At 72.0% G+C, this 25,278-nt stretch carries 23 protein-coding genes; 11 read left to right on the top strand and 12 right to left on the bottom strand.

Going from position 1 to position 25,278, the window contains the following annotated elements; genetic code table 11:
* Nucleotides 1-9: 9 nt before the first annotated feature.
* The 4 genes from metG to RB608_RS18345 all read right to left on the bottom strand — a co-directional run bounded on the left by metG (nucleotide 10) and on the right by RB608_RS18345 (nucleotide 5,349).
* Nucleotides 10-1,800, bottom strand: a complete 1,791-nt coding sequence (gene metG, locus RB608_RS18360; protein WP_308089493.1) for a methionine--tRNA ligase — start codon at nucleotides 1,798-1,800, stop codon at nucleotides 10-12.
* A 35-nt stretch (nucleotides 1,801-1,835) separates the two neighbouring features.
* Nucleotides 1,836-3,035 carry an N-acetylmuramoyl-L-alanine amidase gene (locus RB608_RS18355; RefSeq protein ID WP_308089492.1) on the bottom strand — a complete coding sequence of 400 codons (1,200 nt, stop codon included), beginning with the start codon at nucleotides 3,033-3,035 and terminating at the stop codon, nucleotides 1,836-1,838.
* Nucleotides 3,036-3,225: 190 nt separating this feature from the next.
* Complete coding sequence (locus RB608_RS18350) at nucleotides 3,226-3,873, bottom strand: DsbA family protein (RefSeq protein WP_308089491.1); 648 nt, start codon at nucleotides 3,871-3,873, stop codon at nucleotides 3,226-3,228.
* 60 nt (nucleotides 3,874-3,933) lie between these two features.
* On the bottom strand, nucleotides 3,934-5,349 hold the full coding sequence (locus RB608_RS18345) for a CHAP domain-containing protein (RefSeq protein WP_308089490.1): 1,416 nt from the start codon (nucleotides 5,347-5,349) through the stop codon (nucleotides 3,934-3,936).
* 162 nt (nucleotides 5,350-5,511) lie between these two features.
* On the opposite strand from RB608_RS18345, the gene pepN reads away from it, so the two are divergent.
* The gene (gene pepN, locus RB608_RS18340; protein WP_308089488.1) at nucleotides 5,512-8,085 is read left to right on the top strand and encodes an aminopeptidase N; all 2,574 of its coding nucleotides are present in this window, start codon (nucleotides 5,512-5,514) and stop codon (nucleotides 8,083-8,085) included.
* Between the two features lie 130 nt (nucleotides 8,086-8,215).
* Here pepN and RB608_RS18335 read toward each other — a convergent pair whose 3' ends face one another.
* Entirely contained in the window at nucleotides 8,216-8,575 is a 360-nt protein-coding gene (locus RB608_RS18335; protein WP_308089487.1) for a TPM domain-containing protein, read from the bottom strand.
* A gap of 9 nt (nucleotides 8,576-8,584) precedes the next feature.
* On the bottom strand, nucleotides 8,585-8,965 hold the full coding sequence (locus RB608_RS18330; RefSeq protein ID WP_308089486.1) for a hypothetical protein: 381 nt from the start codon (nucleotides 8,963-8,965) through the stop codon (nucleotides 8,585-8,587).
* A gap of 83 nt (nucleotides 8,966-9,048) precedes the next feature.
* Here RB608_RS18330 and RB608_RS18325 point away from each other — a divergent pair, with 83 nt between their 5' ends.
* The 5 genes from RB608_RS18325 (at nucleotide 9,049) to RB608_RS18305 (ending at nucleotide 12,739) form a co-directional block, all read left to right on the top strand.
* Nucleotides 9,049-10,020, top strand: a complete 972-nt coding sequence (locus RB608_RS18325; protein ID WP_308089485.1) for a mechanosensitive ion channel family protein — start codon at nucleotides 9,049-9,051, stop codon at nucleotides 10,018-10,020.
* Nucleotides 10,021-10,039: 19 nt separating this feature from the next.
* Nucleotides 10,040-10,423, top strand: coding sequence for a globin (locus tag RB608_RS18320; RefSeq protein ID WP_308089616.1), 384 nt, complete (start codon nucleotides 10,040-10,042; stop codon nucleotides 10,421-10,423).
* 120 nt (nucleotides 10,424-10,543) lie between these two features.
* Nucleotides 10,544-11,269 (top strand): hypothetical protein, encoded by a 726-nt coding sequence (locus RB608_RS18315; RefSeq protein ID WP_308089483.1) that lies wholly within the window; start codon nucleotides 10,544-10,546, stop codon nucleotides 11,267-11,269.
* Nucleotides 11,270-11,359: 90 nt separating this feature from the next.
* The gene (locus RB608_RS18310) at nucleotides 11,360-11,932 is read left to right on the top strand and encodes a sigma-70 family RNA polymerase sigma factor (RefSeq protein ID WP_308089482.1); all 573 of its coding nucleotides are present in this window, start codon (nucleotides 11,360-11,362) and stop codon (nucleotides 11,930-11,932) included.
* A gap of 21 nt (nucleotides 11,933-11,953) precedes the next feature.
* Entirely contained in the window at nucleotides 11,954-12,739 is a 786-nt protein-coding gene (locus RB608_RS18305) for an enoyl-CoA hydratase-related protein (RefSeq protein WP_308089481.1), read from the top strand.
* A gap of 48 nt (nucleotides 12,740-12,787) precedes the next feature.
* Here the strand turns inward: RB608_RS18305 and RB608_RS18300 are convergent, their stop codons facing one another.
* A complete protein-coding gene (locus RB608_RS18300) occupies nucleotides 12,788-13,684 on the bottom strand; it encodes a thioesterase family protein (protein ID WP_308089480.1) in 897 nt (298 codons plus the stop codon).
* A 56-nt stretch (nucleotides 13,685-13,740) separates the two neighbouring features.
* On the opposite strand from RB608_RS18300, the gene RB608_RS18295 reads away from it, so the two are divergent.
* The 3 genes from RB608_RS18295 to RB608_RS18285 all read left to right on the top strand — a co-directional run bounded on the left by RB608_RS18295 (nucleotide 13,741) and on the right by RB608_RS18285 (nucleotide 16,216).
* Nucleotides 13,741-14,955: an acetyl-CoA C-acetyltransferase gene (locus tag RB608_RS18295; RefSeq protein ID WP_308089479.1), complete on the top strand. Its 1,215-nt coding sequence runs from the start codon at nucleotides 13,741-13,743 to the stop codon at nucleotides 14,953-14,955.
* A gap of 177 nt (nucleotides 14,956-15,132) precedes the next feature.
* Entirely contained in the window at nucleotides 15,133-15,702 is a 570-nt protein-coding gene (locus tag RB608_RS18290; RefSeq protein ID WP_308089478.1) for a GNAT family N-acetyltransferase, read from the top strand.
* Nucleotides 15,703-15,706: 4 nt separating this feature from the next.
* Nucleotides 15,707-16,216 (top strand): MarR family winged helix-turn-helix transcriptional regulator, encoded by a 510-nt coding sequence (locus RB608_RS18285; RefSeq protein WP_308089477.1) that lies wholly within the window; start codon nucleotides 15,707-15,709, stop codon nucleotides 16,214-16,216.
* Between the two features lie 201 nt (nucleotides 16,217-16,417).
* Here the strand turns inward: RB608_RS18285 and ettA are convergent, their stop codons facing one another.
* From ettA to RB608_RS18260, 5 genes are all read right to left on the bottom strand, one after another.
* Complete coding sequence (gene ettA, locus RB608_RS18280) at nucleotides 16,418-18,115, bottom strand: energy-dependent translational throttle protein EttA (RefSeq protein ID WP_308089476.1); 1,698 nt, start codon at nucleotides 18,113-18,115, stop codon at nucleotides 16,418-16,420.
* Between the two features lie 9 nt (nucleotides 18,116-18,124).
* Complete coding sequence (locus tag RB608_RS18275; RefSeq protein WP_308089475.1) at nucleotides 18,125-18,538, bottom strand: single-stranded DNA-binding protein; 414 nt, start codon at nucleotides 18,536-18,538, stop codon at nucleotides 18,125-18,127.
* Nucleotides 18,539-18,721: 183 nt separating this feature from the next.
* Nucleotides 18,722-20,317 (bottom strand): GTPase, encoded by a 1,596-nt coding sequence (locus RB608_RS18270; protein ID WP_308089474.1) that lies wholly within the window; start codon nucleotides 20,315-20,317, stop codon nucleotides 18,722-18,724.
* Complete coding sequence (locus RB608_RS18265) at nucleotides 20,314-22,053, bottom strand: GTPase domain-containing protein (RefSeq protein ID WP_308089473.1); 1,740 nt, start codon at nucleotides 22,051-22,053, stop codon at nucleotides 20,314-20,316. The genes RB608_RS18270 and RB608_RS18265 overlap by 4 nt, the downstream gene beginning before the upstream one ends.
* Complete coding sequence (locus RB608_RS18260) at nucleotides 22,050-23,171, bottom strand: PrsW family intramembrane metalloprotease (RefSeq protein ID WP_308089472.1); 1,122 nt, start codon at nucleotides 23,169-23,171, stop codon at nucleotides 22,050-22,052. Before RB608_RS18260 ends, RB608_RS18265 begins: the two co-directional genes overlap by 4 nt.
* Nucleotides 23,172-23,242: 71 nt before the next feature.
* Here RB608_RS18260 and RB608_RS18255 point away from each other — a divergent pair, with 71 nt between their 5' ends.
* Entirely contained in the window at nucleotides 23,243-24,673 is a 1,431-nt protein-coding gene (locus tag RB608_RS18255; protein WP_308089471.1) for an aminopeptidase P family protein, read from the top strand.
* 120 nt (nucleotides 24,674-24,793) lie between these two features.
* Nucleotides 24,794-25,237, top strand: coding sequence for a universal stress protein (locus RB608_RS18250; protein ID WP_308089470.1), 444 nt, complete (start codon nucleotides 24,794-24,796; stop codon nucleotides 25,235-25,237).
* The last annotated feature ends 41 nt before the right edge of the window (nucleotides 25,238-25,278 follow it).

The following is a 25,278-nucleotide window of genomic DNA, read 5'->3' as shown; positions in this document are numbered from 1 at the left end:
CCTACCGGCTCAGCCGTCGAGGCGAGCCAGCTCCTCCTCGACCAGGCTCGGGTCGAGCTTCACGAAGACCGGCGTCGGCTTCGCGACCGGACGGCCCACCTCGACCGGGTGCCGCCGCCACGCGGGGGCGCCGGAGTAGTCGCCGGTGATGATCGGGTAGCCGCGCTCCGCGTCGTCGAGGTCGGCGACGTCCTCGATGACGGGCATGGGCGCGATCGCCCCGGCGCCGCCGAGCGCCCTGTCCACCTCGTTGGCCGAGAAGGGCAGGAACGGGCTGAGCAGCAGGTTGAGGTCGGCGACGCACTGGGCCATGACGTGCAGGACGGTGCCGAGGCGCTCCGGGTCCTCCTTGATCTTCCAGGGCTCGGAGTCGGAGACGTACTTGTTGACGTCGGCCACCGCGCGCATCGCCTCCCCGATGGCCTGCTTCTGGCGGTGCCGGCCGATCAGGTCGCCGACCGTGCCGAAGGCAGCCTCGGTGGTGGCCAGCACGGCCTCGTCCTCGGGCGTCAGGGGGCCCGCGGCCGGGATCTCGCCGAAGTTCTTGGCGATCAGGGTCGCGGTCCGGTTGACGAGATTGCCCCAGCCGGCCACCAGCTCGTCGTTGGTACGACGGACGAACTCGGCCCAGGTGAAGTCGGAGTCTTGGCTCTCGGGCCCCGCGGCCGCCACGAAGTAGCGGAAGGCGTCGGGCTGGTAGCGCGCGAGCAGGTCGCGGACGTAGATGACGACCTTCTTCGAGGAGGAGAACTTCCTGCCCTCCATGGTGAGGAACTCGCTGGAGACGACCTCGGTGGGCAGGTTGAGCTCGCCGTACTGGCGCGGCTGCCCACCGTGCGACCCCTTGCCGGCGTACGCCAGGAGCTCGGCCGGCCAGATCTGGGAGTGGAAGGTGATGTTGTCCTTGCCCATGAAGTAGTAGGACAGCGCCTCCGGGTCGTTCCACCACGCGCGCCACGCGTCGGGGTCGCCGGTGCGCCGGGCCCACTCGATCGAGGCGGACAGGTAGCCGATGACGGCGTCGAACCAGACGTAGAGCTTCTTGGTCGGGTTGTCCTGCCAGCCCTCGAGCGGGACCGCGATGCCCCAGTCGATGTCGCGCGTCATCGCTCGCGGGCGGATCTCCTCGAGGATGTTCTGCGAGAACCGGATGACGTTGGGCCGCCACAGGCCGGTCGCCTCGCGGTCGTCGAGCCAGGCCTGCAGCGCCTCGGCCAGCGCCGGCAGGTCGAGGAAGAAGTGCTGGGTCTCGATGAACTCCGGCGTCTCGCCGTTGATCCGCGAGCGCGGGTTCTTCAGGTCCTGGGGGTCCAGCTGCTTGCCGCAGTTGTCGCACTGGTCGCCGCGCGCGCCGTCGTACCCGCAGTTCGGGCAGGTGCCCTCGATGTAGCGGTCGGGCAGAGTGCGACCGGTGGACGGCGAGATCGCGCCGAAGGTCGTCTGCTCGACGAAGTAGCCGTTCTCGTAGACGCCGAGGAAGAGCTCCTGGACCACGGCGTGGTGGTTGGGCGTGGTGGTGCGGGTGTAGAGGTCGTAGCTGACGCCGAGGCCGACGAGGTCCTCGACGATGAGGCGGTGGTTCTTGTCCGCCAGCTCCTGCGGGGTCATCCCGGCCTCGTCGGCGGCGATGAGGATCGGCGTGCCGTGCTCGTCGGAGCCGGAGACCATGAGGACGTCGTTGCCCGCCATCCGCTGGTACCGGCTGAAGACGTCGGACGGTACGCCGAAGCCGGCCACGTGGCCGATGTGGCGGGGGCCGTTCGCGTAGGGCCAGGCGACAGCGGAGAGGACGTGCGTCATGTCGTGAATCCTAGGGTCGCTCCCGCCGCCGGGCGTCAGCGGCGGGACTTCTTGATGCGCGCGGCGGTGCGGAGCCGGATCTCCGGGAGCGCGGCGTAGAGGAACTGGCCGGGGCACTCGGTGTCGTTGGTGTCGCGGTGGCCGTCGATGACGGGCAGGGTGACCACGGCTCCCTTCGGGTAGAGGTCGCTGCCGTGCGAGAGCACGGGCGTGGTCGCGAGCGGGTCGCGGTGGTACCTCTTGAGCTTCCAGGCCGCGACCTTGGCGACGCCGGCCAGCACCTTCGGTGTCGGGGCGACCTCCTGGTAGGAGCCGAGCACGGCGATGCCGACCGACGTGTGGTTGAACCCGAGGGTGTGCGCGCCGCGGGTGTCGCGGTCGCCGTCCGCGCCGCGGCGGCCGGCCCAGATCCGGCCGAACCGGTCGACGAAGTAGTTGTAGCCGACATCGGACCAGCCGAGCGTCTTGGTGTGGTAGCGATAGATCGCCCGCAGGATGCGCGGGACGTCGCGCCGGCGGTAGTCGTTGCCGGTCGCCGTGTGGTGCACGTGGACCTGCTCGACCGTCTTGACCCGCTTCGGCCTGCCGGTCGCCCACCTCTCCTTGGCGCCCCACGACCTACGGCTGCGGATCTTCGGGCGCAGCGACCGGCCGCGCTTCGGCCGGTCGGCGGGCCCGCCGCCGTCGACGGCGTCGCGGGGGTCGTGACCCGGGTCGACCAGGGTGAGGACCGGGTCCTGGACCGCGCCGGCGATCTCGACCTGGACGCCGTCACTGTCGCCGACCCAGAGCGGCTCGGTGCCCGCGCGGGCCGTCCGGCCCTCGGCGGTGTCGCGGTCCGGCAGGTCGCGCAGCGCCGTGACGTCGCGCCACGGCCCCCAGGCACCGCCCACGTCGCGGACCCGCACCCGGACCTGCCCGGTCCCCGCGGCCCAGGTCACGCCGAGCAGCGCGAACCGGTCGGTGCGCTGTTCGGCCGTGCGCAGCACGGCCCCGCGCCCGGCGACCTGCGGGGCCGCGGTCAGCGGTACGTCGAGGGCCCCGCCGAGTCCGCTGCCGTCGGGACGCAGCCGCAGCCTGGCGGCCGGTCGGGCGGGGGCGGCCGGCGGCCCGGCGGGAGCGGCGCTCGCCGGGCCGACGGGTCCGGCGGCGAGCGCCACCAGCGGGAGCGCCACCGCCGCGGCACCGAGCGTGGCGAGGTCGCGGCGGCGCAGGGACGGGTCCGAGACGGTCATGACCATCGAGCATGCGCCATCGCGGCTGGGAGCGGAAGCGGCTCACCCGCGTGTCGCGCATCCCCACCGTGGCGTCACATCCGCCCCAGGAGCACCACTGGACGGGCATTTCCTGCGCTCGTCGGCCATTGCAACGGCCGACAAGTGCAGGAATCGCCGGTCAACCGGCGATTCCTGCAGCCCCCGCCGCCTACGAGAAGTCGAGGTCCCCGGTGCGGGTGCGCTTGAGCTCGTAGAAGTACGGGAACGACGCGACGGCGACACAGCCGTCCCACAGCCGACCAGCGTCCTCGCCCCGCGGGATCTTGGAGAGCACGGGGCCGAAGAAGGCGGAGCCGTCGATGTGGATCGTCGGCGTGCCGACGTCGTCACCGACCGCGTCCATGCCCTCGTGGTGCGAGCGGGCCACCGCCTCGTCGTACGACGGGTCCGTGGCGGCGTCGACCAGGTCCGCGTCGAGACCGACCTCGGCCAGGACCTCGGCGATCAGCGCGAGCCCGCCGTCGGGCTGCTCGTGGAGCCGGCGGCCGTCGAGGTGGATCCGCTGGCCGAAGGCGTCGTACAGCGGGCGCAGCACCTTGTCGCCGTACCGCTCCTGGGCCGCGATCAGCACCCGGACCGGGCCCCAGGCCGGCGCGAGGATGGTGCGGTACTCCTCCGGGAGGTCCCGATCCTTGTTGAGATAGCCCAGGCTCATGACGTGCCACTGCACCTCGATGTCGCGGACCTGCTCGACCTCGATGATCCAGCGCGAGGTGATCCAGGCGAACGGGCACAGCGGGTCGAACCAGAAGTCGGCGCGGTGGGGCGCCGACGCGGGCGCGGAGTTCTCAGCCATGAACGGCCAACCCGCCGCGACGCGTCGGCATTCCCGCGCGCACGCGGTCCGGGCGGCAGATCACGACACGTCGACGGTGCCGGTGACCTTCGGCGACCGCGGCACCACCGTCGAGCCGAGGTAGCGCACCCGCACCGACTTGGTCCCCCGCGCCATCGGCACCTTGACCTTCACCATCCCGTCCCGGAGCCGGACCTCTCTCTTCCACGAGCCGATCCGGACCAGCACCTTGCCCGTGACCGGCAGCTTCCCCGCTGCCGTCACGCGCACCTTGGCGATGGCCCGTCCCTTCTTCGACTTCGTCTTCAAGGTGACGACCGCCGTACTGGTCACCCGCGGGGTCGCGGGGAGGGTCTCCACATGTGCCTGGAACTGCGGCTTCGCGCCGGTCACCTGGACCGCCACCGACGTACCGACGTCCTCGGCGGCGAGCTGGTACGTCGCCGCGGTGGCGCCCGTGATCGGCGCGCCGTCGCGCAGCCACTGGTAGCTCACCGTCGCGTCCGGCTGGTCGTAGCCGCCGGGCGTCACGCTGAGCACCTGGCCGAGCTCCGGCGTACCGCTCATCGTGGCCGGAGCCGTCGGGTGCACCACGCCGGCGACGACCGGGCCGACGTCGTAGAACGGCGAGACGTAGGTCGTGTAGCCCTCCTGCTTCGCGACCACCCGGAGGCTGATCTGCTTGCCCAGGAGGTCGGCGGTGAGCGGCAGGTTCGGCGTGATGTTGTCGGCGAGCCGGACGCCGTCGGCGAACCAGCGCCACCGGTTCTCCGCGGGCACCGGGGACCAGGAGCCGGCGGTGGCGCTGATGGTCGTGTCCACGACGAGGGGCCCGTTCACGACGGGGGCGCCGGTCTGGGTGAAGACGGGCTCGACCGGCTGCTCCGGGGTCGGCGTCGGCGTCGGCGTGGTCGGGCGGTCCACGAAGTGGATGAACCCGCTCGGCCACCGCCCGCTGGCCCGGGTGATCGAGCGCCAGTGGAAGGTGCCGCCCCACGAGTCCTCGGAGACGATGATCTCGTCCGGCGACACGACCCGCTCGATGTAGGCGAGGTGGCCGGCGGAGCCGGAGCCGTTCGCGTACTTGCCCCACCACGCGATGGCACCGACGTTCGGCGTCTGGTCGGTGATGGAGCTCATGAACTTGCCCCACTCGCTGGCGTTGCCGCTGCCGGTCCACGGCCGCTTGTTGGGCATCCCCGCCCGGATCATCCGGTAGGCGGCGTAGTTGGTGCAGTTGTGACCGGCGTACATCTGCCAGTACATGGTGCCGTTCGCGGCGCCGTACCCGGCGTCGGAGTAGCCCGCGGCGTTGCAGGCGGCATAACCACTGCACAGGTAGGTGGTCCCGGCCGATGGGAGCACCGGGTCCGAGGTCGTGGGGGTCGAGGGACCGGCGAGGACGAGGTACGACGCCAGCAGCGTGCTGGCAGCGGTCGTGGTCCCCCAGCGCGCGGTCCGGCCTGGAGTGCGCATGCCGAACACCATCGGGCACAACCGCCCCATAACGCAACAAAAACCCCGAAAATCTCACCCGTCACTGGCGTGTCGCGTTGACAACAGAGAACTACAGCGTTGTAGTTCGCGCCCCAACTCTCGATTGTCGGACAACTCGGAGCGGGTGCAAGGATGGCTCCCATGCCCGGCACCAACCTCACCCGCGACGAGGCGGCTACCCGCGCCGCCCTCGTCGACGTGACGTCCTACGTGATCGACCTCGACCTCTCCGGCGCTACGCAGGAGGGCGTGGAGACCTTCGGGTCGACCACCACGCTGACCTTCACCTGCCGCCAGCCCGGCTCGGCCACCTTCGCCGACCTGGTCGACGCGACCGTCCACGAGATCACCCTCAACGGCGCGCCGCTCGACCCCGCCACGGCGTACGCCGACAGCCGGATCGCGCTGCCCGACCTCCGGGCCGAGAACGTGCTGGTCGTCCGCGCCGACTGCACCTACTCGCACACCGGCGAGGGCCTGCACCACTTCGTCGACCCGGCCGACGGCAACGTCTACCTCTACTCGCAGTTCGAGGTCCCCGACGCGCGCCGGGTGTTCACCACCTTCGAGCAGCCCGACCTCAAGGCGCCGTTCACGTTCAACGTGACCGCCCCGGCGCACTGGAAGGTCGTCTCCAACGCGGCCACCCCCGAGCCCACCCCGGCCGGCGAGGGCACCGCGCTCTGGGCGTTCCCGGCGACCAAGCCGATGTCGACGTACATCACCGCGATCGTCGCGGGCGACTACTACGAGGTCCAGGACGTCTACGAGGGCGCCCACGGCGCCATCCCGCTGGGCCACTACAGCCGTCAGTCGCTCAAGGAGTACCTCGAGCGCGACCGCGACGAGATCGTCACCCTGACCAAGCAGGGCTTCGCCTTCTTCGAGGAGGCCTTCGGCTACCCCTACCCGTTCGGCAAGTACGACCAGCTCTACGTGCCGGAGTACAACATGGGCGCGATGGAGAACGCCGGCGCGGTGACGCTGCGCGACGAGTACCTCCCCCGCTCGCGCCAGCCGCGCTCGTTCTACGAGTTCCGCGCCTCGGTGATCCTGCACGAGATGGCCCACATGTGGTTCGGCGACCTCGTGACCATGAAGTGGTGGGACGACCTGTGGCTCAACGAGTCGTTCGCCGAGTGGGCCTGCTACCACGCCGAGGCCCTCGCCACGTCGTACGACGACGCGTGGACCGGCTTCACGAACGCCCGCAAGCAGACCGGCTACCGCGCCGACTCGCTGCCCTCGACCCACCCGATCGCGGCCGACAACGTCGACCTGCACGCGGTCGAGGTCAACTTCGACATGATCACCTACGCCAAGGGCGCGGCGGTGCTCAAGCAGCTCGTCGCCTGGGTCGGCCTCGACCCGTTCCTGGCCGGGCTCAAGCAGTACTTCCACGACCACGCCTTCGGCAACACGGAGTTCACCGACCTGCTGACCGCGCTCGAGAAGGCGTCCGGCCGCGAGCTCACCGGCTGGGCCCAGGAGTGGCTGCAGACGGCCGGCACCAACACCCTCTCCCCCGCCTTCGAGCTGGCCGCCGACGGCACCTACGCGTCGTTCGCGGTGCTGCAGGCCGCCCCCCAGGACCACCCGACGCTGCGCCGGCACCGGGTCGGCATCGGCTTCTACAACAGCTCCGACGAGGGTCGTCTGGTGCGCACCGACTACGTCGAGGTCGACGTCGAGGGCGCCCGCACCGAGCTGGCCGAGCTGGTCGGCAGGGCCCAGCCGGAGCTGCTGCTGCTCAACGACCAGGACCTGGCCTTCGCCAAGATCCGCCTCGACGAGCGCTCGCAGGCCACCGCCGTGGCCCGGCTCTCCGACCTCGACGACTCGCTGGCCCGGGCGCTGGTCTGGAGCGCCGCCTGGGACATGACCCGCGACGCCGAGCTCGCCGCCACCGACTTCGTCGAGCTGGTGCTCGGCAATATCGGCCAGGAGACCGACGCCTGGGGCGTCAGCCGGATCCCGGTCTACGCCGCGCAGGCGGTCTCGCTCTACAGCGACCCGGCGCGTCGTACCGAGCTCGCGGCGCGGTGGGAGCAGGGCCTGCGCGGCCTGCTCACGACGGCGGAGCCCGGCACCGACCACCAACTCACCTTCGCGCGGGCCTACGCCGCCGCCGCGTCGAGCGAGGCCGCGGTCGCCGAGCTGGAGGCGCTGCTCGACGGCTCGCTGGCCCTCGAGGGCCTCGCGGTCGACCAGGACCTACGCTGGGCGCTGCTCACCGCCCTGGCCCGCGTCGGCCGGGCCGACGACGCCCGGATCGACACCGAGCTGGCCGGCGACAACACCATCTCCGGCCAGGAGAAGTCCGCCGCCGCCCGCGCCGCCCAGCCCACCGCCGAGGCCAAGGAGCGCGCCTGGACGCAGGCCCTGCTCGACCCGTCGGTGCCCAACGAGACCCAGCGCAGCGTGGTCTTCGCCTTCTGGCAGACCGGGCAGGACGACGTCCTCGCGCCGTACGTCGAGCGCTACCTCGCCGAGGTCGCCGGCGCCTGGGAGCGGCTCGGCTCGCACAAGGCCTCGGTCGCGCTGGAGCACATCTTCCCGCGCCTGATCGCCACCCCGGCGACACTCGCCACGGTCGACGCCTGGCTGGCGGAGCACGCCGCGACGGTCAACCCGGGCGCGGTGCGCTACGTCCGCGAGGGCCGCGCCGACGTCGCCCGGGCGCTCGCCGCCCAGACGACCGACTCCCATCGATAGCGCGACCCGGCGCAGTTTGAGGCCGGAAAGCACGCCGACCCGGCGCAGATTGAATGATCTGATCATTCAATCTGCGCCGGGTCGGCGGCTCGTGCCGTTCAGTCTGCGCCGGGTCGGCGGCTCGTGCCGTTCAGTCCTTGGCGAGCTCGCCCAGCAGCTCGATGCCGCGGGTCAGGCCACCGGCGAAGTCGCCGGACGCGAACGCCTCGGTCATCGCGGCGACGGCCCGGTCCGACTCGTCGTCGGTGAGCCGCTCGCGGGTGTGACCGCCCGTGACGATCTCGACCACCCGCCGCTCGGGGTCGACCATGATCAGGATGCTGCGCGAGGGCAGCACCAGCGTGTTGTGCAGGCTCGTCGCGAAGTCCCGCGGGTCGCCGCTCGCGGAGCCCACGAACACCGAGATCTCGGCACGGCACGCCTGCTCGGCCGTGCGGATGGTGACGTCGAGGGCGGCGCGCTCGGTGGCGCTCAGCGTCGGGGTGCTCATGGCGGCCGGCTACCAGCTGCCGCCGGCGCCGCCGGCCTTGGAGTCCTCGGAGTCGGGGGCGGCCAGCTCACCGGCCGCCTTGCGCGGACCGCCGAGCCACTGGCTCTCGGTCTCGAGCGCGCTGATCCCGAGGTTCTCGCCGCGGGCGAGCGCCGGGGCGACGTAGAGGAGGATAATGACGATGAACACCAGGAGCGGGACGCCGCCGAGGTAGAGCCAGGCGTTGAGGACGTCGATGTCCGGCTTGGGCTCCCAGCTGGCCGCACCGTTGCCCGGGCGCGGCTCCGGGGTGTCGGCCGAGGCGGAGCCCGCTCCGGCGACGACGAGCAGGGCGCTCACCCCGACGAGGGAGCACACGGCGATCAGGCGGCGTACGGCAGTGCTGGTCACGAGGAGGATGCTATCGGCTCCCGATCCCGCGTGGCCCGGTGGTGTCCCCGGCGGTCGTCAGGCGGCTTTGGGACACTGGGCGGATGGAGAGCCCCTGCGCCGATGGAGAGACCGTCTGCGACCTGACCTGGGACGTGACCGGGAACCGCCGCCTGTCCGAGTGGTCCGATGTCCTCATCGGGACCCCGCTCGCCATCATCGGCCTGATCCTGCTCGGCCTGGTGATCCGCTGGCTGCTGCACCGGGTCGTCGGCCGGGTCGCCCGGCGCGCCGAGCGGGGCGTGCTCCCCGAGCGCGTGGAGAGTGCCGTCGCCGCACGCCGCAAGCAGCGGGCGGCCACCATGAGCGGCGTCCTGAAGAGCATCATCACGTTCGTCATCGTCGCGATCGTCGGCACCATGGTGCTCAGCGAGGTCGGGGTCGACATCGCGCCGATCATCGCCAGCGCCGGCATCATAGGCATCGCGCTCGGCTTCGGCGCGCAGTCGCTGGTCAAGGACTTCCTCGCCGGCATCTTCATCTTCATCGAGGACCAGTACGGCGTCGGCGACGTCGTCGACGTGGGCGATGCCAACGGCACGGTCGAGCTGGTCACCCTGCGGATGACGCGGCTGCGCGACATCAACGGCACCGTCTGGTACGTCCCCAACGGGGAGATCGTCCGGGTCGGCAACAAGAGCCAGAACTGGTCGCGCGCGGTCGTCGACATCGGCGTCGGGTACGGCGAGGACCTGGTCCGCGTGCAGCGCGTGCTGCGGGAGGTCGCCCACGACCTGTGGGAGGACGACGAGTTCAGCCACGTGATCATCGAGGAGCCCGAGGTGACCGGCGTCGAGATGCTCACCCCCGACTCGGTGACCGTGCGGGTGATGGTCAAGACCGCTCCGCTCGAGCAGTGGGCCGTGGCGCGGGCGCTGCGGCAGCGGATCAAGGCGCGCTTCGACCACGAGGGCATCGAGATCCCGTTCGCGCAGCGGGTGGTGTGGCACCGCGAGGACCGGCGCCACCTGGACGAGCCGAGCCCCGATCCGGCCGCCGCGGAGCGCGAGGGATGATGGTGGGGTGAGCACCCCCATGAGCGAGGAGACGAGCTTCTACGAGGAGATCGGCGGGTTCGAGACCTTCCGGCGGATCGTGGCGAGGTTCTACGAGGGCGTGGCCACCGACGAGGTGCTCCGTCCGATGTACCCCGAGGAGGATCTCGGCCCCGCGGAGGAGCGCTTCCTGCTCTTCCTCGTGCAGTACTGGGGTGGCCCGACCACCTACTCGGCGAACCGCGGGCATCCGCGGCTGCGGATGCGCCACGCCCCGTTCGAGGTGAACGCCGATGCCCGCGACCGCTGGCTGACGCACTTCCGCGCCGGCCTCGACAGCGTCGACCTCACCCCGGAGCAGGACGCACGCTTCTGGGAGTACGTCACGCACGCCGCCACCTTCATGGTGAACACGCCAGGCTGAGACTGTTCCCGCGCGGATGTAACACTCCGCGCGCCCGGCGACATGTTCCGGTTGAGAGCGGTCCCTTTTCGAGGAGGACCGCGTTCGCCGCCGCATCCCCCCGCACCAGCAGAGCAGGCCATGACCCAACAGCGCCCGACCGAGCGCCTCCGCGTCGACGTACCGACGCTGGAGCCGGACCCGGCGTTCCTCGGCATGCTCACCCACCTCAGTGCGGGCTCGCAGGCGGCGAGTCCCCGATCGACTCGGTCGACCGGACTCCGTGTGGTCGTCGCGACCGGCTTCGTCGCCGTCATCGCGACCGCCACCTGGGCAGCGGGCATCCCCATCGGCGGCGGGAGCCCACACTCCCCCGCCGAGCGCCCCACCCGGATCGGACCGTCCGGTACGACGAGTCCTGGCGACGTCGGAACCCCACACTCCGACGTAGCCACGCCCGGCAGCCCCTTGTCCCCGGGGCTGCCGGGCACCTCCACGTCCTCCTCGGCCGAGCACGCCACCGATCCCGACGGCGCCGGCGGGGGGAGGGACCCAGGCGGTCAGGGCGGCCCCGACTCCAAGGGCGACGGCCAGGACGGCCGGGGGCAGGGCGGCCAGGGCGCCGGGCCGGGCTCGTCCGACGGGTCCCCGGGCAAGGGCAAGGCCAAGGGGCACGACAAGGACAAGGCCCGCGGCAAGGCGAAGGGTCACGACCGGGAGCCCGGACCGGGCGGCCCGCGCGGCTCCGCCGGCTCAGACAGCTCCGACAGCTCAGACAGCTCCGGCGACCGGGGCGGCGCTGACGGTGCGGTGGCGCCGACGGGCGACCAGGACCACGACAGCGACCAGCAGCGACCGACGCACTGATCGGCGGCAAATGTCCCGCTTCCGGCTCGCAGGCGGGACAATGGGACGCGTGGCCCGGGGAGAGGTCCGGACCACGCCAGGACAACAGAGGTGGGAACACGTCCGGTGCGGGCCGACGACGAGCTCGTCACTGCCGCGAAGCGCGGTGACGCCACCGCGTGGCGCGAGCTCTATCGCGCCCACGCCGGTCGGCTGCTGCTGTGGCTCGAGGCGCGCTCATCCCCCGGCGGCGAGGCCGCCGACGACCTCGCCGCCGCAGCCTGGCTGGTTGCCGCCGAGCGGATCGTCGACTTCACCGGGAGCTCGTCGGACTTCGGTGGCTGGCTGTTCGGCATCGCCCGCAAGCACGCCGCCAACGCCTCGCGGCGCACCGCCACCCGGATCAGGGGCCTCGACACCCTCGCCACCGACGCCGAGGTGACCGTCGCGGGGCCCGACACCCCTCTGCTGTCCGACGAGTGGGTGCGGAACGCCCTGGCGGTGCTGCCGCCGCGGGAGCGCGACGTCATCGCGTGCACCGAGGTGCTCGACCTCGACGTCAGCCAGACCGCCGCGGCGCTCGGCATGACGGCGGTCGCCGTCCGGGTCGCCCGGCACCGCGGCCTCAAACGGCTGCGGTCGCGACTCGGCGCCCCGCCGCCGGACCGCCCGGACATGGAGTAGAACAGGTTCTATTCTGGGCGCATGACGTTACAGGTGTCCGACGAGCACCGGGTCCGCACGCTGACCCTCGACCGCCCCGAGGCGCTGAACGCCTTCAACGAGGAGCTGTACGACGCCACGGCGGAGGCCCTCCTCGCCGCGGCCGTCGACCCCGAGGTGGCGGTGGTGCTGCTGACCGGCGCCGGCCGGGCCTTCAGCGCGGGCACCGACCTGCTGGAGATGCATCGGCTGGCCACGGATCCCGACTTCCCCCGTGGCACGCACGGCTTCATCGGCCTCGTCGACGCGCTGGTCGACTTCCCCAAGCCCCTCGTCGTCGCCGTCAACGGGTTGGGGCTGGGCATCGGCGCGACGATCCTCGGCTTCGCGGACCTCGCGTTCATGGCGGACGGGGCCCGGCTCAAGTGCCCCTTCACCTCACTCGGCGTCGCGCCCGAGGCGGCGTCGTCGTACCTGTTCCCGGCGCTGGTCGGACGTCAGCACGCGGCGTGGGCACTGCTCTCCGCGGAGTGGATCAGCGCCGAGGAGGCGCGGGCGATGGGGCTGGTCAAGGAGGTCTGCCCGGCAGGGGAGCTGATGGCCACCGCCCGCCGGCACGCCGAGGTGCTCGCCGCGAAGCCGATCTCGTCGCTCGTCGCGGTCAAGCGGACCATGACCGAGCCGCACCGGGCGGCGATCCGCGCGGCCCGGGATCGCGAGAACGCCGCCTTCGCCGAGCTGATGGGCGGTCCGGCCAACCTCGAGGCGCTGGCCGCCTTCGCGGAGGGACGGGAGCCCGACTTCACCCGGCTGCCGGCGGGCTGGTGACTCGGTCGACGGCTCGTCGACGGCTCAAGCGACGGCTCGGTCGACGGCTCAGGCGACGACCATGTCGCCGAGCGCGTCGACCAGAGCCTCCCGGAAGCCGGGCGGGGGCGTCACCGAGCGCTGGGTCTCGACATCGAAGAAGACGAGCGTCACCTTCGAGCGGGCCAGCACCGCGCCCTCGCTCGCGCGATCGGTGCCGTCGGTGATCTCGGACTCGATGACCATCGACCTGGTGCCGATCCGCGGGATCACCGACCAGGTGTCGTAGGCCTGCGGTCGCAGCGTGATCGGGGCGACGTACTCGACGTCGGCCTGGGCGATCACGCTCGCGATCCGCGGGAAGTCCCGCAGTTCCTGCCGCAGTCGTCCGAGCGAGGCGATCCGGGCCTCCTGGAAGTACTCGAAGTACTTCACGTTGTTGACGTGCCGGTAGACGTCGAGGTCGGAGAAGCGGACCTGCACCGGGTAGTGCGCCGCCCGGTCCCGCGGCACGTCCACCAGGACGGGGCGCGAGCGCTGGTCCCCGAGCTCGGCGTACGGCGCCAGCGCGTTGCGCTCCTGGTCGTCGAGGCGGCGCGGCAGCCCGGTCTCGAGGACGAACGGCGCCAGCACGGTGCGGGCGCGCAGGTAGACCGTGCGCGTGCCGTCGGACTGCTCCTCGAACACCTCGTGGTCGAGGGTGAAGCTGGCAGCGCGGATCTCGCTCACCCAGGACTCGATGGCGGCGGCCTGGAAGTGGAAGCGCAGCGGCGCCCGGAAGGTGACCTCGTGACGGCGTACGACGTAGGCGACATCGTGACGATGCTCGACCCCCGCGGCGGTCCTGCAGGCGTGCAGCAGGGCGCCCCGCGCCTCCTGGAGGTAGTCGACGTACTTCACGTTGTTGACGTGGTTCAGCTGGTCGATGTCACCCCAGCGCAGGGGGCAGTCGTAGCGGTGCCGCACGCGGCGCAGACTACGCTGTGCGCGTTCCGCCCCTCATTCCGCATCAAGGAGCCCCCATGCCCGAGGCCGTGATCGTTTCCGCCGCTCGTACGCCGATCGGACGCGCCAACAAGGGATCGCTCAAGGACTTCCGTCCCGACGACCTGACCGCGCTCATCGCCCAGGCCGCGCTGGACAAGGTCCCCGCGCTCGACCCCAACGACGTCGACGACCTCCTGCTGGGCTGCGGTCTGCCCGGTGGTGAGGCCGGCAACAACATGGCCCGCGTCGTCACCACGCTGATGGGCTACGAGATCCCGGGTGCCACCGTCACCCGCTACTGCTCCTCCTCGGTGCAGACCTCGCGGATGGCCTTCCACGCGATCAAGGCCGGCGAGGGCGACGTGTTCATCTCCGCCGGCGTGGAGACCGTCTCGCGCTTCCAGTTCGGGACCTCCGACCACATCCCGAACACCAAGAACGCACTCTTCGCCGACGCCCAGCAGCGCACCGAGGAGTACGCCCAGGGCGGTCGTGACTGGCACGACCCGCGCGAGGACGGTGTCCTGCCCGACATCTACATCGCGATGGGCCAGACCGCCGAGAACGTCGCGCGCCTGCGCGGTCTCAAGCGCGAGGACCTCGACCACTTCGCCGTCCGCTCGCAGAACCTCGCCGAGAAGGCGATCGCCGACGGTTTCTGGGAGCGCGAGATCACCCCTGTCACGCTCGCCGACGGCACTGTCGTGACCCAGGACGACGGCCCGCGCGCCGGCGTCACCTATGACGCGATCTCGCAGCTGCAGCCGGTCTTCCGGCCCGACGGCGTCGTCACCGCCGGCAACTGCTGTCCGCTCAACGACGGCGCCGCCGCCGTCGTGATCATGTCCGACACCAAGGCGGCCGAGCTGGGTCTGACCCCGCTCGCCCGCATCGTCTCCACCGGCGTCTCCGGCCTCTCCCCCGAGATCATGGGCCTGGGCCCGGTCGAGGCGACCCGGAACGCGCTGAAGTACGCCGGCATGACCATCGACGACATCGACCTCGCCGAGATCAACGAGGCCTTCGCCGCCCAGGTGCTGCCGTCCGCCGAGGACCTCGGCATCCCGATCGAGAAACTCAACGTCAACGGCGGCGCCATCGCGGTCGGCCACCCGTTCGGCATGACCGGTGCGCGCCTGCAGAACACGATGCTCAACTCCCTGCAGTGGCACGACAAGTCGACCGGCCTGATCACCATGTGCGTCGGCGGCGGTCAGGGCATGGCGATGATCGTGGAGCGCCTCAGCTGATCCCGACCCGGCTCAGATTGAACGCGCTCGACCGCCGACCCGGCGCAGATTGAATACGCATGCGGGCCGTCCCGGCTCAGATTGAATAGCGAGCAACTCAATCTGCGACGGGTCGGCGTCGTCCGGAGTTCAATCTGCGACGGGTCGGCGTCGGTCGGGAGTCGTAGCCTGCGGGCCATGAGTATCGAGGTGCGGCCCGCCGCCGTTTTCGAGGACGTGAAGGCGCTGGTGGGGCCGAAGCGCGCCGACGCCAGCGTGTGCTGGTGCCTCAGCTACCGGATCCCGTCGACGGTCAACAACAAGATGCGCGGGCAGGAGCGCGGCGCGTACGTCGCCCGGCTGCTCGAGGACGGGCCGCTGGGCGTCCTGGCCTACGACGGCGACGTGCCCGTCGGCTGGGCGGCGGTCGCGCCCCGCTCGGCGACGACCTTCGCCCGCAACCGCAAGATCCCCCAGGTCGACGAGCTCCCGGTGTGGTCGCTGTGGTGCATCCGGGTCCGGCCCGGTCATCGCGGCCAGGGCATCTCCCACGCCCTCATCGCCGGTGCCGTCGCGTACGCCCGGGAGCAGGGCGCGCCCGCGGTCGAGGCGTACCCGCTCGACAACGGCGGCGCGAAGGTCGACCAGACCATGGCGTACGCCGGGCTGCGGGCCAACTTCGAGGCCGCGGGCTTCCGTCACGTCGCCGACACCACGTCCGTCCTGAGCGGACACCCGCGGGTGCTGATGAGGATCGCCTTAGACTGACGCGGTGACTGACGAGAGCGCTGCGCCCGTGGCGACCGGCCACGAGCCGCGGTGGCTCGACCAGGACCAACAGCGCGCCTGGCGCTCCTTCCTCCTCGGCACCACCCTGCTCCTCGACCGCATCGACGAGGACCTGCGCCGCGAGCACGGACTCTCGGCGGTGGAGTACGAGATCCTGGTGCGGCTCTCCGAGGCCGACGGAACGCTGCGGATGGCCCAGCTGGCCGCCGCGCTGGCCCACAGCCGCAGCCGGGTCACCCACACCGTGAAGCGGATGGAGGGGGCGGGCCTCGTCGTGCGCGAGGAGTCGCCCGACGACGGCCGTGGGGTCGACTGCCGGCTCACCGACGCCGGTCAGGACATGCTGCGTACCGCGGCCCCCGGCCACGTCGAGACCGTGCGGCACTCGCTCATCGACCTCGTCGACCCCGACGACCTGCTGGCGCTGGGACGGGTGATGGACGCGGTCTGCGACCAGCTGATCTGCGCGCACCCGGAGCGCGAGATCAGGTAGCCGGGCTCTGCGGCGCGAGGCACGAGCGACGCGCTCGCGCCATCAATACCGGCCGTGTGGCCGCCACGCGAACGGTGGGCCTACGAGAGCCAACCGCGCAGGCCGGCGGAACGTGAGACGTAGGGAGCGAGGAACGAGCGACCGGAGCGAGCGTGCCGCCGGCCTGCGCGGGAGCTCCGCCCGGCGGCGACGCGCTCGCGCCTAATCACGCGTCAGGCGGCGGTGGGTGACGCGGTGCGGGCGGGCCGCCTCGACGCCGAGGCGCTCGATCTTGTTGTCCTCGTAGGACGCGAAGTTGCCCTCGAACCAGAACCACTCGCCCTCGTTGTCCTCGGTGCCCTCCCAGGCGAGGATGTGGGTGGCCACGCGGTCGAGGAACCAGCGGTCGTGGGAGGTCACGACGGCACAGCCCGGGAAGTCGAGCAGCGCGTCCTCGAGCGAGGACAGGGTCTCGACGTCGAGGTCGTTGGTCGGCTCGTCAAGGAGCAGCATGTTGCCGCCCTGCTTGAGCGTGAGCGCGAGGTTGAGGCGGTTGCGCTCACCTCCGGACAGCACGCCGGCCTTCTTCTGCTGGTCCGGGCCCTTGAAGCCGAACGAGGCGACGTAGGCGCGGCTGTTCATCTCGAAGTTGGCGACCTTGATGAAGTCGAGGCCGTCGGAGACGACCTCCCAGACGTTCTTGTTGGGGTCGATGCCGCCACGGCTCTGGTCGACATAGGAGATCTTCACGGTCTGCCCGACGTTGAGCTTGCCGGAGTCCGGCTCCTCGTTGCCGGTGATCATCCGGAACAGCGTGGTCTTGCCGACGCCGTTGGGGCCGACCACACCCACGATGCCGGCGCGCGGCAGGGTGAAGGAGATGTCGTTCCACAGGACCCGGCCCTCACCGTGCTCATTGAGGAAGGCCTTGGTGAGGTGCTCGGCCTCGAGGACCACGTCACCGAGCCGCGGGCCCGGCGGGATGTTGATGTCGGCGGCGTCGATCTTGCGGGCCTTGTCGGCCTCGGCGGCCAGCTCCTCGTAACGGGCCAGACGCGACTTGGACTTGGTCTGGCGAGCCTTGGCGTTGGAGCGGACCCACTCCAGCTCCTTCTCGAGCATCTTGGCGCGCTTGGCGTCCTTGGCGCCCTCGACCTTGAGTCGCTCCTTCTTGGTCTCGAGGTACGTCGAGTAGTTGCCTTCGTAGCCGTGGATCGAGCCACGGTCGACCTCGGCGATCCACTGCGCGACGTTGTCGAGGAAGTACCGGTCGTGGGTGACCGCCAGGACGGCGCCCGGGTAGGACTTGAGGTGGCCCTCCAGCCACTGGACCGACTCGGCGTCGAGATGGTTGGTCGGCTCGTCGAGCAGCAGCAGGTCGGGCTGCTGGAGCAGCAGCTTGCACAGCGCGACCCGGCGCCGCTCGCCACCGGACAGGTTGTCGACGAGCGCGTCGGACGGCGGGCAGCGCAGTGCGTCCATCGCCTGCTCGAGGCGGCTGTCGAGGTCCCAGGCGTTCATGTTGTCGAGCTCGGTCTGCAGCTCACCGGTCTCGGCCATGAGCGCGTCCTGGTCGGCGTCGGGGTCGCCCATCTCCATGTAGGCGTCCTCGAGGCGCTTCATCTTCGCCTTGGTGTCGGCGACGGCCTCCTCGACGTTCTCCAGCACCGTCCTGCCCTCGGTCAGCGGCGGCTCCTGCTGGAGCATGCCGACCGTGGCGTCGGGGTCGCGGACGATGTCGCCGTTGTTGGGCACGTCGAGCCCGGCCATCAGCTTGAGCAGCGATGACTTGCCCATGCCGTTGGGGCCGACGACGCCGATCTTCGCGCCGTGCAGGAACGACAGCGTGACGTTGTCGAGGACCACCTTGTCGCCGTGGGCCTTGCGCACATTGCGCAGAGAGAGGACGTACTCAGCCATGCCCCCAGGCTACGCAGCGGCGGCCTCTCGGTCGTGGTCGGGGTCACCCGCCGCGGCGGCGGAGGCGGCCTTGACGAACGTGGCGACGCCGCGGGTGAGGTCGTGGCCGATGGTGAGCGCCTCGATCTCGAGGGCGAGGACCTCCACGCCGTTCTTGTTGACGTAGGTCCGGTGCTCGAGCCGGCCGTGCACCAGGACCGGGTCGCCCTGGTGCAGCGACGGCCCGCCGTGGGTCGCGAGGCGCCGCCACGCGCTGACGCCGTACCACTGGGGCTGGCCGTCGACCCAGGTGCCGGAGGCGCGGCTGAAGTGTCGTGGGGTGCAGCCGAGCCGGAAGCTGAGGACGGGCACGCCGCCGACCTCCCGCAGCATCGGCGTCGTGCCGATCCAGCCCTGCACGGTCACCATCGTCTGGTGGGACATCTCGGTCTCTCCTCTCGTCGGTGCCGGCCGCGAGATCGACCGGTCGCCGACGAGTCCACGCCACCGGACCGACGAAGCGCCTCGGCGCACCCTCCGGCTGTGGACGAGCCCGGGCACGGGCCGGTGCTGTGGAGACCCAACGGCACCCCCGCGGAGCGTTGGGGCGGACGGGACCGCCGATCCTCAGGCCCGAGCGGTCTCGAGTCCACGACGGAAGGCGGCGTACGACGACAGCTCGACACCGATCGGCTGCACGACGTCGCTCTCCAGGACCTGGTGGACGACGCCCCGCAGCCGCTCGTCGGCCTGGTCGGCGCGCTGGCGGGCCAGGCCCCGGACCAGCATCCGCCCGACCGCCGCGAGCAGCAGCCCGAGCACGAGACCGCCGATGCCGAGCACGGCGGGGAGCGGGAGGCCCGCCACCTCCGTCAGATCCTCGGTCGTGCCCTGCACGGCCGCGACGGCCCACCAGGCGAAGCCGCCGACGGCGGCGACCAGCAGCAGCCAGTGGAGCAGGCGGACGAGACCGACCCACGCGGGCAGCCGGCCGCCGAGGTCGATCTCGCGCAGGCCCTTCTCGAGTCGCTCGCCGGTCGCGGCCAGCCGCGCCGACGCGCTCTCGCGAACCCGGGGCGCCCAGGCCGGGCCGACGCCGTCGGAGACCTCGTCGGCGAGGGCCCGGATGGTGGTGTCGACGGCAGCCCGGTCGAGGGGCGCGACCTCGGGATCGTCGCCAGGACCGTCCTCGCCGCGGCGCAGCAGCGCGAGCGGCGGCCAGGAGACGGCACTGCGGGCTCGCTCCCCCACGGTGCGCTCGATGCCCTCGACCACCGCGGAGATGCCGGCGGCGTCGGCGAGGCGGTCCTCGACCTCCTCGACCCGACGCCTGGGCAGCTCGGCCGCCGGCGTCGTGCCGCCCGCCTGCTCGAGGCGGCCCGCGGCGGCCGCGATGTCGGCCTCCACCCGCAGGCTCGTGCTGCGCTTGTCGTTGACCCGGCGCAGGATCTCGGCGCGGAGCTCGGCCATGCCGATGCCCTCCTTCGCCGAGATCGGCAGCACCTGCACCTGCGGCAGCCCGTCCTCGGCGAGCAGTCGCCGCACGTCGTCGATCATCGCCTGCCGGCGCTCGGGCGGCACCGTGTCGATGTGGTTGAGCGCGACGAGCATGACGTCCTGATGGGTGCCCATCGGTTTGAAGTAGCGATCGTGGACGGCCGCGTCGGCGTACTTCTGCGGGTCGAGGATCCACACCATCAGGTCGGCGACGGCCACCAGCCGATCGACCTCGAGGTGGTGGGCGACCTCGGTGGAGTCGTGGTCCGGCAGGTCCAGGAGTACGACGCCGTCGAACTCCGACTCCGAGCGCGTGTCGAGCATGGAGTCGCGCATGGTCTGGTGCCGCGGCGGGATGCCGAGCCAGTCCAGCAGCTCGCCGGCACCCGCACTGCCCCACACCACAGCGGTGGCCCACGAGGTCGTGGGACGGCGGATGCCGACCGAGGACAGCTCCAGGCCGGTCAGGGCGTTGTAGGTCGACGACTTGCCCGAGCCGGTCGCGCCGGCGATCGCCACGACCGTGTGCCGGGCCGAGAGGCGCAGCCGCCCGGTGGACTTGTCGACGGCCGCGGCGACGTCGTCGAGCACGGCGTCGGCCACCCGGCCGCGGGCCGCCTCGACGGCCGCGCCCAGACCGGCGACCCGGGCGCCGATCGCGGTGCCGCGGGTCGCGAGGTCCCCCGGGATCCGGTCGTCGAGCCCTTCAGTCAGCGGTGCAGTCACAGATGTCCACCCGTCCCCTTCTTGGCCGCGGCGAACCGCAGGTCGTCCACTCGTCGCGCCGCCTGGCGGAGCTGGTCGGGCGCGTCCGGCTTGAGCTCCCACTGCGCGGCCGGCGCGAGGTAGCGGGCCCGCTCGGCGCCCATCAGGGTCGTCAGCCGGCGGGCCAGGGTGCCCCGGGCCTGGTCGACCACGCGGGCGGCTCCGGTCTCGCCGAGGGTGCTCTCCAGCAGCGTCCGGCCCAGCTGCACCGATCCGGCCGCGGCACCGCGCGGATCGGGCCCGGCGAGGGCGACGACGCCCAGCGTGACGGCGAGCCCGCGGGCGCCGAGCGCCAGGAAGCGGGCGCTGTGGCGCGCGTCGCCGGCCTCGTGCTTGACGAACTCCTGGAGCTCCTCGTGCCAGCCCCGGATCTCCTGCTCGGCCTGCGAGCGCAGGCCGCGGCCCGCTCGGGTGAGGTCGTCGGCGGTCGACCGGAGCAGGGCCTCGCCGTAGGACTGCTCCCTCCACACGGCGGCAGCGGCGGCGGCCGCGCGTTCGGCGTGGTCGGCGACGAGGGCCTGCAGGCCCATCTCGATCGCCACACCGACCCGCTCGGCCTGTTGCGGCTTGCCCTTGATCGCGTTGACCAGTCGCTCGCGCACGAAGCCCACCTTGGCCTCGAGGGTGCGGGTCAGCTCGCCGCTGCCGACGAACTCCTGCCAGCGCGCCAGCAGGTCGCCGCGCAGCAGCGTCCCGTCGGCGCCGGCGGTGAGCAGCGCGGTCTGCGCGCCGTCGTACACCTGGTCGGCGCTGGTCAGCAGCTCGCCGACCGCCCCGACCTGCTGGGAGACGGCGTCGGCGATCGGGAACGCCTTGCGGGTCACCGTGCGCACCGCGCCGGCGACGGTCTGGTTGACGACGTCGCGCTTGGCGGCCGCGTCGCCGGCGAGCGCCGCGAGCCAACCCTTGATCTCGGTGCCGTACGACGCCGGCAGCAGTCCGTCGTCGCTGACGGTGCCCTGAGGGACGGCGAACAGCGGGCTGTCCTTGAGCCCGCGGGCCGCCATCATCCGCGCGAGATGGACCGAGACGGTCGCGACGTCCTCCTCCGGCGTCCGGCTGAGCACGAGGGCGACCGCAGTGTTGCGCTCGACGGCGTTCTTGAGGTGCTCCCACGGCACCTGGTCGGAGTAGCGGGCCGCGGAGGTCACGAAGAGCCACAGGTCCGCGGCGGCGAGGAGCTGGGCGGCGAGCTCACGGTTGCGCTCGTCGACCGAGTCGACGTCGGGCGCGTCGAGGACCGCCAGGCCGCGCGGCACGGCGGTGCTGGGGACGAGCTGGATCGCGAACTGGTCGGTCGTGGGCTGCTGGACCCGCGCCAGCTCGGGCAGCAGCCGGTCGGCGCCGAACCAGCGGCCGTCCTCGGGGTGGTGGACCAGCACGGGCGAGCGCGTGGTGGGGCGCAGCAGGCCGGGGACGGTGACCCGGCTGCCGACCAGCGTGTTGACCAGGGTGGACTTGCCGGCCCCGGTCGACCCGCCCACCACCACCAGCAGCGGTGCGTCGATCTCGGTGAGCCGCGGGATGATGTAGTCCTCGAGCTGCTCGATGATGTGCTCGCGCCCGACCCGCAGCGCATCCACGCCGGGGAGGTCGAGCGGGAGCGGCGCATTGAGCAGGGATCCGTGCAGGCGGACCACCTCGGTGAGCATCTTGCTCCCGAGGAGGTCGTCGCTGAGATCGGCGCCGAGGGTCATCGCTGGGGTACCACCTGTCCGGGAAAGGCGATCCGCGGCCGGGCCGCCTGGATCCGACCGAGGAAGTCCTGACCGCGCACCTGCCAGTCGGCCGGGGCGGTGCCGCGCAACAGCCGGTGGTGCAGGTAGCCGAGCTCGATGGCGGCCTGCTGGTAGTCGCGCATCGCGCGCTCCGCCTCCGGCCCGCCGAGGCGGCGGGCGTGGCGGCGGGCGTCACGGCGGGCGCGCAGGTCCACGACCCAACCGATGTCGGTGGCCGGGAGCAGGCCACGCTGCGCCGCGTCGGTGAGGGCCATCCGCAGCACGTGGGCCTCGGTCTCGCGGGCCCACCACGCCAACGCGATCACACCGAGGAAGGCCGGCGCCATGATGACGACGTACACGACGGCGAAGCTGCCGAAGCCGTACACCGTCGAGCCGTTCCAGACCGCGTGGGCGAGCACCGCGAGGAGGTAGCCGCCGAGCGGGGCGAGCCAGCGCACCGTCCGGCTGCGCGAGCTGACCGCGAGGCCGATGCCGATGCCGGTGAACGCCGTGAAGAGCGGGTGCGCGAACGGGCTGAAGACGCACCGGATCACGAAGGTGCCGGTGACGGCCTCGATGCCGCCCGGTCCCATGCCGTCGGTGCCGTTCCAGGCGGCGGCGAGGTAGAGGATGTTCTCGGTGAAGGCGAAGCCGACGCCGACCATGCCGGCGTACACGATGCCGTCGAGGATCCCGTCGACCTCCGCGCGCCGCCACCACAGCAGCAGCACCAGGAACAGCCCCTTGCTCGCCTCCTCGACCACCGGCGCGGCGACCGCCAGGGAGAAGTCGTCGGTGAAGCCGACGAGGAGGCCACCGAGGCCCTGCACGACGACCGCGGCCATGGTCGCGACGAAGGCACCCCACGCGAGGCCGCCGAGGAGCAGCGCGCGCGGCTCGGGCTCGTAGCGATCCAGCCAGAGGTACGCCGCCAGCACCGGCCCGACCGGCAGCGCGGCGAGCGCGGTGGCCAGCAGGGTGATGGCCGGGGCGCCCGACAGAGCCAGGACCAGCAGGGTGAGCAGCGCGCCGAGCACCACCGCCACGGTCACGACGACCGTGAAGGCAACACTGTTGCGGCGGGCTGGAGGCATGGGGGAACCCTATCGGGAGCGGCTGCCGCGCTCCCGATCGCCGCATGTGCGGGCGAGCGTACAGTGGCGATGTGAGTGCGGACATCACCGACGACAGCGCCCAAAACACGCCCAAGACGGAGCAGCACGACCCGGCCGTCCCCGAGGCCTACGCCGCCTTCATGCGGACCGGGTGGGACGAGCGCGAGGACGACGTCGCACGCCATCCGGTCGCCGACCTCGCCGCCGCCCGCCGCGCCCGCCTGGCCGAGGCGTTCCCCGGCGAACGTCTGGTCCTGCCCGGCGGTGGCTACCAGGTGCGCGCCTACGACACCGACTACCGCTTCCGCGCCGACACCGCGCACGCCTACTACTCCGGCAACCAGACGTCCGACGCCGTCCTGGTCGTCGAGCCGGACGGCTCCTCGGTGCTCTACGCCCGCCCCCGCTCGGGCCGCGACACCGACGAGTTCTTCCGCGACCGGCAGTACGGCGCCCTGTGGGCCGGGAAGCGTCCGTCGGCCGGCGAGCTGGAGGCTGCCCTCGGCCTGAGGGTCAAGCACGTCGACGAGCTCGAGGCCGACCTGGCGCGGGGCGCGAAGACCCGGGTGCACCGCGGCGTGTCCGCCACCGTCGACAGCCTGGTGGCCGGCGACGAGGCCCGCGACGGCGAGCTGGCCCGGGTCGCGTCGGAGATGCGCCTGGTCAAGGACGCCTGGGAGGTCGCGCAGCTGCAGGCCGCGGTCGACGCGACGACGCTCGGCTTCGAGGACTGCGTGCGGGAGTGGGACCGGGTCGTCGAGCACGGCGAGCGCTGGCTGGAGGGCACCTTCTTCCGCCGCGCCCGCACGATGGGCAACGACCTCGGCTACGAGTCGATCGTGGCCGGCGGGTCGCACGCGACCACGCTGCACTGGATCGAGAACTCCGGTCCGATCGTCCCCGGCCAGCTGGTCTTGTGCGACATGGGCGTCGAGGGCGCCAACCTCTACACCGCCGACATCACCCGCACCCTTCCCGTCACCGGGACGTTCTCGCCGCTCCAGCGCGACCTCTACACGCTGGTGCTGCGCGCGCAGGACGCCGCGCTGGCCGCGCTGCGGCCGGGCGCGAGGTTCCTGGCCGGCCACGACGCGGCGATGGACGTGCTCGCCCACGGTCTCGACGACCTCGGCCTGCTGCCGGTGTCGGTCGACGAGGCGCTCTCCCCCGACTCCCGGGTCTACGCCCGCTGGACGCTGCACGGCGTCAGCCACATGCTCGGGATGGACGTGCACGACTGCGGCCAGGCCGCGCCCGAGTCGTACCGCGAGGCCAAGCTCGTCGAGGGCATGGTGCTGACCGTCGAGCCGGGCCTCTACTTCCAGGCCGACGACCTGCTCGTCCCCGAGGAGCTGCGCGGCATCGGCATCCGGATCGAGGACGACGTCGTGGTCACCGCCGACGGCGTCCAGAACCTCTCGGCCGCGCTCCCGCGCACCCCCGAGGCGGTCGAGGAGTGGATGGCCGCCCTGCGGGGGTGAGACCACGGGCGGCGCGGCGCGCGATGTGAGCGGAGTCGGGCCGCTCGGCTGCGCTACCTTGCTGCCCTGACGACTCGGCGTACTTCGAACGGCTCGAGCACGCTCGAACAGGAGAGAGCAATGGCGGACAAGACGATCGTGACCGGCGTGGACGGCAGCGACACCGCGATGGCGGCGGCCGAGAGGGCGGCGACGCTTGCCCAGGCGCTGGGCGCCCGGCTGCACGTCGTGTCCGCCTTCGGCAGGTACGAGTCCGAGACCGTGCAGATCGGCAGCGACACCCTCCTCCTCAGCACCGAGCGGGACGCCGAGGAGGTCGCGGCGAAGGTCGCGACCAGCCTGCGCACGACGTTCCCCGGGCTCGAGGTCACCACGGCCGCCGCCGACGGCAAGCCCGGCGAGGCGATGGTGGCCGCGGCCGATCAGCTCGGCGCCGAGCTGATCGTCGTCGGCAACAAGCGGGTCCAGGGCATCGCCGGCCGGGTGCTCGGCAGCATCGCCCGCGACGTGGCCGCGCACGCCTCCTGCGACGTGTACGTCGCGCACACGCACGAGCGCAAGTAGCCGCTCCGCCCGCCCGCGGGGTCCGGCGACTTCCGAGTAAC

This window comes from Nocardioides sp. LHD-245, from assembly GCF_030929495.1.
GTDB lineage: Bacteria > Actinomycetota > Actinomycetes > Propionibacteriales > Nocardioidaceae > Nocardioides.
The sequence above is the reverse complement of the archived record's forward strand: the minus strand, read 5'-3'. Positions and strand labels throughout refer to the sequence as shown.